The organism is Actinomycetes bacterium, from assembly GCA_035489715.1.
Lineage (GTDB): Bacteria > Actinomycetota > Actinomycetes > JACCUZ01 > JACCUZ01 > DATHAP01.
In genome coordinates, this window is the sequence record DATHAP010000135.1 from 1 (window position 1) to 10,060 (window position 10,060).

The window sequence follows — 10,060 nt, forward strand, 5'->3', positions numbered from 1 at the left end:
AACCTCTTCCGATCGTTACGCACGGGCGAGGTGGTCAACCCTCAGTGGGCATCGTTCTCCTACCCCCCACGCTGGCACTACGACCTGCTCAAGGCCACGGAGTACTTCGCCCGGCGTGGGGGCACTCCGGATCCGCGGCTCGCCGAAGCGATCGAACGCGTCCGCGCAAAGCGCCGACCCGACGGGCGTTGGCTGCTCGAGAACACCCACCCCGGCGCGGTCCACTTCCGGTTCGAGGAACCGGACGGCACGCCTAGCCGGTGGAACACCTTGAGGGCGCTGCGGGTGCTGCGCTGGTACGACGCGTCCGCCAACGTGACCACCACCGCGGAGGACGCCCCCGGTGAATAGATGCCGGCTCTGTTCGCGGCCGGCTCACTCGGCGTGCCGTCGGCAGGTTCGTCGACGAGTCGAGATCTGACTGCCTGACGCAACTGGGTCTGGTGAGACGGAAAGGCCTTCGACTTAGCTCCACGAGGCACCAGGGGCAACGGTTGTGTCAGGGCGTCAGCGGGCCGGCACACCCCCGTCGCAGAGCACCGGCTCAGCGGCGGTGCCGGAGCAGGCCGAACGTCACGGCCTCGACGATCGCCTCCCACGAGGCCTCGATGATGTTGGCGTGCACGCCGACCGTCTCCCACGACGTCTCGCCGTCGCTGGTCTCGACGAGCACCCGGGTCACCGCGTCGGTGCCGTGCGCGGCGTCGACGATGCGCACCCGGTAGTCGATGAGCTCGAGCTTGGTCAGCTCCGGGTAGGCCTTGCCGAGCGCGGTGCGCAGCGCCTGGTCGAGCGCGTTGACCGGCCCGTTGCCCTCGCCCACGGCGACGATCCGCTCGCCACCGGCACGGACCTTCACGGTGGCCTCCGCCGCGGCCGAGCCGTCGCCGCGCGCGTCGACGATGACCCGCCACGACTCGACCTCGAAGAAGTCCGGCGGCCCGCCCTCGACCTCCTCGCGCAGCAGCAGCTCGAAGGACGCGTCGGCCGCCTCGAAGGTGTAGCCACGGCTCTCCAGGTCCTTGACCCGGTCGGTGATCCTGGTGAGGAGCTCGGTGTTCCCGGCCAGGTCGTAGCCGAGCTCGCGGCCCTTGAGCTCGATGGATGCCCGCCCGGCCATGTCGGAGACCAGCATCCGCATGTCGTTGCCGACCGACCCGGGCTGCTCGTGCTGGTAGAGCATCGGGTCGACCCGCACCGCGCTGGCGTGCAGGCCGGCCTTGTGCGCGAAGGCTGAGGCCCCGACGTAGGGCTGCCGCGAGTAGGGCGGGACGTTGGCCAGCTCGGACACCGCGTGCGCGATGCGGGTCGCCTCCCGCAGCGTCCCCTCGGGCAGGACCCGGCGGTCCTTCTTGAGCTCGAGGTTCGCGACGACGGTCATGATGTCGGCGTTGCCGGTGCGCTCGCCATAGCCGTTGAGGGTGCCCTGCACGTGGCTGGCGCCCGCGTCGACCGCCGCGAGTGAGTTGGCCACCGCACAGCCGGCGTCGTTGTGGCAGTGGATGCCGAGCCGGGCCGCGGTCGCCTCACGCACGGTGTGCACGACGTCGGCGACCTCGTCGGGCAGCCGGCCGCCGTTGGTGTCGCACAGCACCAGGACGTCCGCCCCGGCCTCGGCCGCCGTCCGGAGCACCTCGAGGGCGTACCCGCTGTTGCTGAGGTAGCCGTCGAAGAAGTGCTCGGCGTCGAGGAACACCCGCCGGCCCTCCGCCCGCAGGTGCGCGACGGTGTCGCGCACCATCGCGAGGTTCTCCTCGAGGGTCGTACGGAGCGCGAGCTCGACATGACGGTCGTGGCTCTTGGCCACCACCGTCACCACGGGGGCTCCGGAGTCGCGCAGGGCGGCCACCAGGGGGTCGTCGGCGGCCTTCGCACCGGGTCGGCGGGTCGCGCCGAACGCGGCGAGCTGCGCATGCCTCAGGTCGAGCTCGGTGCGAGCCCGCCGGAAGAACTCCGTGTCCTTGGGGTTGGCGCCCGGCCAGCCGCCCTCGACGAACCCCACGCCGAGCTCGTCGAGGTGCGCGGCCACGGCCAGCTTGTCGGCGACCGAGAAGGCCAGGCCCTCCTGCTGCGCGCCGTCGCGCAACGTCGTGTCGTAGACGTGGAAGCTGTCGCTGGTCATCCGGGCGGGTCCCCTCAAACAAAAAGACCCCCCGCGGTCGCGGGAGGTCTGCGCGTCGTCCGGGCTCGGGCCCGACCGCGCGCTAGGTCGTAATGCACGTGCTGGCCATCACGACGAGGGTGCCACCGGGCGGTGGGACCGACCACGCGTACCAGCCGGTGTCCCACCATCCGGGACGGCGTCAGGGCCGTCAGAGGGCCGTCAGGGAGTGTCGTCGGTGTAGACCGGTAGCGAGCGGACGGCGTCGGGAGGGAGGGTCAGCCCGTCTTCGGTGCCCGGGTTGACCGCGAGCCAGAGGTCGTCCGACGGCCAGTTGGCGCCGAGCTCGGCGGCCGACACCGACACGGCGTCGTCGATGTCCGGGGCGGCGGCCGCCATCGTGGACTCGGAGGTGAAGACGGGCACGTAGGAAGTGCCGTCCTGCTCGATCACCGGCAGCGAGATCGAGCCGTCGGGCGCAGCGCCCTCGCCGTTCGCGGCTCCGGTCTGCGGCACCACGACGTCGCTGGCGGCGACGGCACGCATGACCGCCTCGGTGTCGCCGGCAGCCATGCCGGCGGCGATCGCGGACTCGGTCTGGGCCGCGGACGCGGTCTGCCGGGTCGCGTCGTCGGACTGGACGGGGTGGTCGCCGTTCGGGCTCGGCACGGTCATCGCGAGGGTCTCCTCCTCGATGGGGCTGCAGGGGGGCGTGCTGGCCCCTCTACCCTGACGCCTCGTGAGAAACCGGGCAAATCCCCCGCTCAGGCGACCGGCACCATCCAGCCGTGCGGGTCCGGCGCGGTCCCCTGCTGGATGCCGAGCAGCGCCTCACGGATCTTCATCGTCACCGCGCCGGAGCCGCCGTCGGCCACCGTGAACGAGCCGCCCGCGTGCTTGACCTCGCCGACCGGGGTGACGACCGCCGCGGTGCCGCAAGCGAAGACCTCGGTGATCGAGCCGTCGGCGCAGCCCTCCTCCCACTCCTGGGTGCTGATCCGCCGCTCCTCGGTCTCGAGGCCGAGGTCCCGGCCGAGCGCCAGGATCGAGTCGCGGGTCACGCCGGGCAGCAGGGTGCCGGTGAGCGCGGGGGTGACCAGCCGGCCGTCGGCGCGGACGAAGTAGAGGTTCATCCCGCCCATCTCCTCGACCCAGCGGTGCTCGATCGCGTCCAGCCACACCACCTGGTCGCAGCCCTGCTCGGCCGCCTGCGCCTGGGCGACCAGCGAGGCCGCGTAGTTGCCGGCGCACTTGGCCTCGCCGGTGCCGCCGGGGGCGGCCCGGACGTACTCGGTCGACAACCACACCGACACCGGGTGCACGCCGCCGGGGAAGTAGGTGGCGGCCGGTGAGGCGAACAGCAGGTAGCGGTAGGTGAACGAGGGCCGGACCCCGAGGAACGGGTCGGTCGCGATCATCAGCGGGCGCAGGTAGAGCGACTCGCCCGGCCGGGTCGGCACCCAGTCGCGGTCGGCGCGCACGAGGGCGCGCAGCGACTCGAGGAACAGCTCCTCGGGCAGCTCCGCCATGGCCAGCCGGCGGGCCGAGCGCCGGAACCGCGCGGCGTTCTGGTCGGGGCGGAAGAGCGCCACCGAGCCGTCGGGCTGGCTGTAGGCCTTGAGCCCCTCGAAGATCGCCTGCCCGTAGTGCAGCACCGAGGTGGCCGGGTCGAGGACGAGCGGCTCGTACGCCGTCAGGCGTGCCCCGTGCCACCCCTCGTCGCGGCCGTAGGACGCCGTGACCATGTGGTCGGTGAAGACCTGGCCGAACCCGGGGTCCTGCAACAGGGCCGCCCGCTCCTCGGCGGTGCGCGGCGACGTCGAGGGGGCCAGCTCGATGGTCAGGTCGCTCATGACGGTGACGGTACCGGGGTGTCGCACCGGCGTCACGACGGAGTCGTCACGTGAGCCGGCTGCAGATCGCCTCGCCCACGGTCCGGGTGCCCCGCCGGACCTCGCCCCGGGAGGCCAGGTCGGCCGCCACTGCCGTCTCGAGCCGGGCGGCCTGGTCGGCCAGCCCGACATGGTCGAGAAGCAGCGCGACGGACAGGATCGTCGCGGTCGGGTCGGCCACGCCCTGCCCCGCGATGTCGGGCGCGCTGCCGTGCACCGGCTCGAACATCGAGGGGTTGGTGCGGCTCACGTCGAGGTTGCCGCTCGCCGCGAGGCCGATGCCCCCCGTGACGGCGGCGGCCAGGTCGGTGACGATGTCGCCGAAGAGGTTGTCGGTGACCACGACGTCGAAGCGGCCCGGGTCGGTCACCAGGAAGATCGAGGCGGCGTCGACGTGCAGGTAGTCGGTCGACACGTCCGGGAAGTCGGCCGCGACGGCAGCCACGGTGCGGGCCCAGAGGTCGCCGGCGTTGGTGAGCACGTTGGTCTTGTGCACGAGGGTCAGGTGCCTGCGCGGTCGCCGCTGCGCCCGCCCGAAGGCGTCCCGGACGACCCGCTCGACGCCGTACGCCGTGTTGACGCTCACCTCGGTGGCGATCTCGTGCGGCGTGCCCCGGCGGACGGTGCCGCCGTTGCCGACGTACGGCCCCTCGGTGCCCTCGCGGACCACGACGAAGTCGATGTCCTCCGGCCCGCGGCCGGCCAGCGGCGACAACACGCCCGGGTACAGCCGCGCCGGGCGAAGGTTGACGTGGTGGTCGAGCTCGAACCGCAACCTGAGCAGCAGCCCTCGCTCGAGGACGCCGCTCGGAACGGTCGGGTCGCCGACGGCGCCGAGCAGGATCGCGTCGTGCCCGCGCAGCTCGTCGAGCACCGACTCGGGCAGCGTCTCGCCGGTCTCGTGCCAGCGGCGGGCGCCGAGGTCGTACTCGGTCGTCGCGACCTTGACCGCGTCGCCGCAGCCGGCCTCGAGGGCACGCACGCCTTCGGCGACCACCTCGGGGCCGATCCCGTCGCCGGGGACGACCGCGAGGCGGAGTGCCGAAAGGGTGCCGGACACGGTCAGTGGCCGGTCTCGCCGCCGTTGTCCCGGCGGTCCATGGCCTCCTGCACGGCCTGTTGGACGGCGGCCGTGGCGTCCGCGCGATCGCGGCGCTCGGTGGCGGAGGTGGAGTGGTGGTGCCTCATGACGTCTCCTGCTTCCCATCTCGGTCTGCGTGCGGCGGGCCAGCGCGCCGGACTCCGCGACGGGGAGCCGGCCCTTGCTAGCGGGCCCCGCCGCGGCTGGGAAGTACGAAGATCCGCGTCATGACCGTCCGACCGTACGTCGCGTCGCCGGACGTGTCTCGCCGTTTCGACTCCGCGTTCCGGATGCTGGACTCAGCCGTCCAGTGCGCGGCCCAGCGCGGCGGCCCGCTCCGCCACCCGGGCGACCAGGCGGTGCGCCCAGTCCGGCCAGTCAGGGTCGACCGGCTCGGCCAGCACCGGCTCCAGACCCCGCAGCGTCCGGGCGGCGGCCGCCCGGGCGAACAGGGGCATCCAGCCGAGCTCCTCGTCGCTGAGCCGGCGGCGCGACCGGTAGCCCTCGACGAACGCCTGCGGCACCGGGTCGGCCAGGTCGGGGGCGCCTGCGGGTGGCGCCCAGTCGCGCAGGGCGAACGCCACGTCCGCGGCGAACCAGCCCGCGTGCACGTCGTCCGGGTCGACGAACGTCGCGGCGCCGTCCGCCGCCCACACCAGGTTGTCCGCCTCGGGGTCGCCGTGCAGCACCCCGAAGACCTCTGGGGTCCGCGGCCGGTCGACCGGGCCCCCGCCCTCGGGCGGTCCGGCGCCGGCGCCGGAGTCGGAGTCGAAGTCGGAGTCGTCCGCGGCACCGGCCCGGTCGTGCAGGTCGGCGAGCGCACGGCCCCAGCGCAGCGCACGGTCGCAGTCGATGTCGTCGTTCTCGCAGGTGTCGCCCTCGACGGTCTCCAGGGCCATGACGGCGTAGCCGTCGACGGTCTCCACGAGGTCGCCGGACAGCGCGGGGACCGGTGCCGCCATCGGTGCTCCGGCGGCCGAGAGTGTGGCGGCCGCCCGGGCCGACGTCCGCAGCCGCGCGGCACCGGGATCGTGGGCCGGGCGGAGGCGAAGGACCAGACGGCGACCGGCGTCGTCCCGGTCGGTGACGAAGACGTGGCAGGCGCTGGACCGCACGAAGACGGCGCCGCCGTACCCCCAGACCTGCGCGGCGGCGTCGCCCAGCGGGCTGTGCCATCGCTCGTCGGTCGTCCGGGCGACGGCCACGAGCTCCGACACGGGCATCACTCGGTCAGGTCCACCTGACGCGCCGTTGCGGCACCGATCTCGGCAACGATCTCGTCGAGGACTGCCTGCGGGATGGCGCCGTCGACCGTCATGGCGACCAGCGCGTGGCCGCCCTTGCGGTCGCGGCTGACCTGCATGCCGGCGATGTTGACCTCGGCCTCGCCGAGGATCCGGCCGACGGTGCCGACGATGCCGGGGCGGTCGTCGTAGCGGAACACCGCCATGTGGTCGGAGAGCGTGACCTCGATGTCGAAGCCGTCGACCTCCACGAGCTTCTCGGTCTGCCGCTGACCGGTGAGGGTCCCCGACACCGACACCTGGGTCCCGTCGGCGAGTGTGCCGCGCAGCGTCACCAGGTTGCGGTAGTCGGCCGAGTCGGTGTCTGTCGTGAGCCGGACGCCCACCCCGCGGTCCGACGCGAGGACCGGCGCGTTGACGTAGGAGACCGGGTCCTCGACCACGTCGCTGAACAGGCCCTTGAGCGCGGCGAGCTCGAGCACCCGGACGTCGTGCGCCGCGATCTCGCCCCGCACCTCGACGTCCAGCAGCGACGGCACGGTGCCCGCCAGGGCCGTGAAGAACCGCCCCAGCTTCTCGGCGAGCGGGATGCCCGGACGTACGTCCTCGGCGATGACCCCGCCCTGGACGTTGACGGCGTCGGGGACCAGCTCGCCGGCGAGGGCGAGCCGCACCGAGCGGGCGACGGCGACACCGGCCTTCTCCTGCGCCTCGTCGGTGCTCGCGCCGAGGTGCGGGGTGGCCACGACGTTCTCGAGCTCGAACAGCGGCGAGTCGGTGCAGGGCTCCTTGGCGTAGACGTCGAGGCCCGCGGCGGCGACCCGGCCCTCCTTGAGGGCGGCGTGCAGCGCATCCTCGTCGACGATGCCGCCGCGGGCGGCGTTGACAAGGATCAGCGACGGCTTGACGGTGGCCAGCTGCTCGGCGCCGATGATGCCGACCGTCTCGGCCGTCTTGGGCAGGTGCACCGAGACCACGTCGCTGGTGCGCAGCAGCTCGTCCAGGCCGACCAGGCGCACCCCCATCTGCGCGGCGCGGCCCGCGGCGACGAAGGGGTCGTAGGCGATGACGTGCATGCCGAAGGCCGAGAGCCGCTGCGCGACGAGCGCGCCGATCCGGCCGAGGCCGACGATGCCCGCGGTCTTCTCGTAGAGCTCCACCCCGGCGTACTTGCTGCGCTTCCACTCGCCCTGCCGGAGCGCCGAGTTGGCCGGCGCGATGTTGCGGGCTGCGGCCAGCAGCAGCCCGACCGCCAGCTCGGCGGCGCTCACGATGTTGGACTGCGGCGCGTTGACGACCATGACGCCGGCCTGGGTCGCGGCCTTGACGTCGACGTTGTCCAGACCGACACCGGCCCGGGCCACGACCTTGAGCCGGCGGGCGGCCGCGAAGACCTCGGCGTCCACGCTGGTGGCGCTGCGGACCAGGATCGCGTCGACGTCGGCGACGGCGGGCAGCAGGGCCGGCCGGTCGGTGCCGTCGACGGAGCGCACCTCGAAGTCCGGCCCCAGGGCCTCGACCGTCGCGGGCGAGAGCTCCTCGGCGATCAGGACGACGGGACGCGGGTCTTGGCTGGTCACCCGGTCATCGTAGGCGGGCACTTGTGAACGGTTTCACAACCGTCCGGCTGCTGGACGCGGCGGCAACGTCCGTGCCGTGCTCCCTGGACGGTCACTCCCCCTCGGAGATCCAGCTCATCATCGGCCGCAGCCTGCGCCCGGTCTGCTCCACCGGGTGCTCGGTGTTCTCCTGGTAGTAGCGCTTGTACTTGGTGAGGCCGCCGTCGTACTCCGCCATCCACTCGCGGGCGAAGGACCCGTCGGTGATCTCGCCCAGGATCTTCCTCATCTCGGCCTTCGTGGCGTCGGTGACCAGCCTCGGGCCGCGCGTGTAGCCGCCGTACTCGGCGGTCTCGGAGACCGACCAGTACATCTTCGAGATGCCGCCCTCGTACATCAGGTCGACGATCAGCTTCACCTCGTGCAGGCACTCGAAGTAGGCGACCTCCGGCTGGTAGCCGGCCTCGATCAGCGTCTCGAACCCGGCCTTGATGAGCTCGGAGAGCCCGCCGCACAACACGGCCTGCTCCCCGAAGAGGTCGGTCTCCGTCTCCTCGGTGAAGGTCGTCCTGATGGCTCCGGCGCGGGTGCCGCCGATGCCCTTGGCGTAGGACTTCACCAGGTCCCACGCGTTGCCCGTCGCGTCCTGCTCGACCGCGACCAGGACCGGGACGCCGCGCCCGTCGACGAACTGGCGGCGGACGAGGTGGCCGGGCCCCTTCGGCGCCACCATGCACACGTCGACGCCGGCCGGCGGCCGGACCAGGTCGTAGCGGATGTTCAGGCCGTGACCGAAGAACAGCGCGTCGCCGTCGACCAGGTTGGGCTCGATCGCCTCCTCGAAGAGCCTGCGCTGGACCGGGTCCGGCGCCAGCACCATGACCAGGTCGGCCTCCTCGCAGGCCTCGAACGGCGTGACGACCCGCAGCCCCTCCGCGTCGGCCCGCTCGCGGCTCTTCGAGCCCTCCGGCAGGCCGACGCGCACGTCGACGCCGGAGTCGCGCAGCGAGAGCGCGTGCGCGTGGCCCTGGCTGCCGTAGCCGAGGACGGCCACGTTGCGGCCCTGGATGACCGACAGGTCGGCGTCGTCGTCGTAGTAGAGCTCAGCCACGGTTCTTCGTCTCCTCTAGCGGGCGATGGGAGTCACGGTCGACTGGCGGGCCGACCGGTCGGTGATGGACCGGGGACCGCGGCCGACGGCCACCATCCCCGACTGCACGAGCTCGCGGACGCCGTAGGGCTCCAGCACCCTCAGCAGGGCGTCCAGCTTGTCGGCGTTGCCGGTGGCCTCGATCGTCACGGCGTCCGGCGCCACGTCGACGACCTTGGCCCGGAACAGCTGGACAGTCTCGAGGACGTGCGAGCGGGTCGAGCGGTCGGCGGCGACCTTGACCAGCAGCAGCTCACGCTGCACGGCCGTCGACGGGTCCAGCTCGACGATCTTGAGGACCTCGACCAGCTTGTTGAGCTGCTTGGTGACCTGCTCGAGAGGGAGCTCCTCGACGTTGACGACGATCGTCATGCGTGACACGTCGTCGTGCTCGGTCGGGCCCACCGCCAGCGAGTCGATGTTGAACCCGCGGCGGGAGAACAGCCCCGCGATCCGGGCCAGCACACCGGGCTTGTTCTCGACCAGGACGGACAGCGTGTGCCTGCTCATTCGGGGCCCCCGGGGCATCGCGACGAAGGAGTGATTCTCTGGGGAGAACTCATCGGCGTGTCTCCCCGGCCTCGGTGTCCCACTGCGGCGCCATGTCACGGGCCACCTGGATCTCGTCGTTGCTGGTGCCGGCCGGAACCATCGGCCAGACCATGGCGTCCTGGTGGACGGTGAAGTCGACGACCACCGGGCGGTCGTCGATCTCCATCGCGCGCTCGATGGTGGCGTCGACCTCCTCGGCCTTCTCGCAGCGCAGCCCGATGCAGCCGTAGGCCTCGGCCAGCTTCACGAAGTCGGGGATGTGCTCGACCTTGGTCCCCGCGGCCGCTGCCGACCGGCCCGCGCCGCCGAGGTCGGTGTTGGAGTAGCGCTCGTTGTAGAACAGGGTCTGCCACTGGCGCACCATGCCGAGGCTGCCGTTGTTGATGATGGCGACCTTGATCGGGATGTCGTTGATCGCGCAGGTCGCCAGCTCCTGGTTGGTCATCTGGAAGCAGCCGTCGCCGTCGATGGCCCAGACGGT

General features: G+C 72.3%; 11 protein-coding genes. 1 reads left to right on the plus strand and 10 read right to left on the minus strand.

Going from position 1 to position 10,060, the window contains the following annotated elements; translation table 11 throughout:
• On the plus strand, nucleotides 1-351 hold a 351-nt coding region (locus VK640_10740; protein ID HTE73660.1), incomplete at its 5' end, for a hypothetical protein.
• Nucleotides 352-544: 193 nt separating this feature from the next.
• Here VK640_10740 and cimA read toward each other — a convergent pair.
• From cimA to VK640_10790, 10 genes are all read right to left on the minus strand, one after another.
• On the minus strand, nucleotides 545-2,122 hold the full coding sequence (gene cimA, locus VK640_10745; protein HTE73661.1) for a citramalate synthase: 1,578 nt from the start codon (nucleotides 2,120-2,122) through the stop codon (nucleotides 545-547).
• Nucleotides 2,123-2,323: 201 nt separating this feature from the next.
• Nucleotides 2,324-2,776, minus strand: a complete 453-nt coding sequence (locus VK640_10750; protein ID HTE73662.1) for an SseB family protein — start codon at nucleotides 2,774-2,776, stop codon at nucleotides 2,324-2,326.
• 89 nt (nucleotides 2,777-2,865) lie between these two features.
• A complete protein-coding gene (locus VK640_10755) occupies nucleotides 2,866-3,954 on the minus strand; it encodes a branched-chain amino acid aminotransferase (protein ID HTE73663.1) in 1,089 nt (362 codons plus the stop codon).
• A 46-nt stretch (nucleotides 3,955-4,000) separates the two neighbouring features.
• A complete protein-coding gene (locus VK640_10760; GenBank protein ID HTE73664.1) occupies nucleotides 4,001-5,053 on the minus strand; it encodes a 3-isopropylmalate dehydrogenase in 1,053 nt (350 codons plus the stop codon).
• A 2-nt stretch (nucleotides 5,054-5,055) separates the two neighbouring features.
• Complete coding sequence (locus tag VK640_10765; GenBank protein HTE73665.1) at nucleotides 5,056-5,181, minus strand: hypothetical protein; 126 nt, start codon at nucleotides 5,179-5,181, stop codon at nucleotides 5,056-5,058.
• A gap of 192 nt (nucleotides 5,182-5,373) precedes the next feature.
• Nucleotides 5,374-6,291 (minus strand): phosphotransferase, encoded by a 918-nt coding sequence (locus tag VK640_10770; protein HTE73666.1) that lies wholly within the window; start codon nucleotides 6,289-6,291, stop codon nucleotides 5,374-5,376.
• A gap of 5 nt (nucleotides 6,292-6,296) precedes the next feature.
• Complete coding sequence (serA, locus tag VK640_10775; GenBank protein HTE73667.1) at nucleotides 6,297-7,898, minus strand: phosphoglycerate dehydrogenase; 1,602 nt, start codon at nucleotides 7,896-7,898, stop codon at nucleotides 6,297-6,299.
• A 91-nt stretch (nucleotides 7,899-7,989) separates the two neighbouring features.
• Nucleotides 7,990-8,988: a ketol-acid reductoisomerase gene (gene ilvC, locus VK640_10780; protein ID HTE73668.1), complete on the minus strand. Its 999-nt coding sequence runs from the start codon at nucleotides 8,986-8,988 to the stop codon at nucleotides 7,990-7,992.
• Between the two features lie 15 nt (nucleotides 8,989-9,003).
• Nucleotides 9,004-9,537 carry an acetolactate synthase small subunit gene (gene ilvN / locus VK640_10785; GenBank protein ID HTE73669.1) on the minus strand — a complete coding sequence of 178 codons (534 nt, stop codon included), beginning with the start codon at nucleotides 9,535-9,537 and terminating at the stop codon, nucleotides 9,004-9,006.
• Between the two features lie 49 nt (nucleotides 9,538-9,586).
• A partial coding sequence (locus VK640_10790) for a thiamine pyrophosphate-dependent enzyme (GenBank protein HTE73670.1) occupies nucleotides 9,587-10,060 on the minus strand: 474 nt, incomplete at its 5' end.

What these genes read in the sequence shown, in the direction of transcription:
- cimA (HTE73661.1), bottom strand. Translation starts at nt 2,122, where the DNA reads ATGACCAGCGACAGCTTCCACGTCTACGACACGACGTTGCGCGACGGC.
- VK640_10750 (HTE73662.1), bottom strand. Translation starts at nt 2,776, where the DNA reads ATGACCGTGCCGAGCCCGAACGGCGACCACCCCGTCCAGTCCGACGAC.
- VK640_10755 (HTE73663.1), bottom strand. Translation starts at nt 3,954, where the DNA reads ATGAGCGACCTGACCATCGAGCTGGCCCCCTCGACGTCGCCGCGCACC.
- VK640_10765 (HTE73665.1), bottom strand. Translation starts at nt 5,181, where the DNA reads ATGAGGCACCACCACTCCACCTCCGCCACCGAGCGCCGCGATCGCGCG.
- ilvN (HTE73669.1), bottom strand. Translation starts at nt 9,537, where the DNA reads ATGAGCAGGCACACGCTGTCCGTCCTGGTCGAGAACAAGCCCGGTGTG.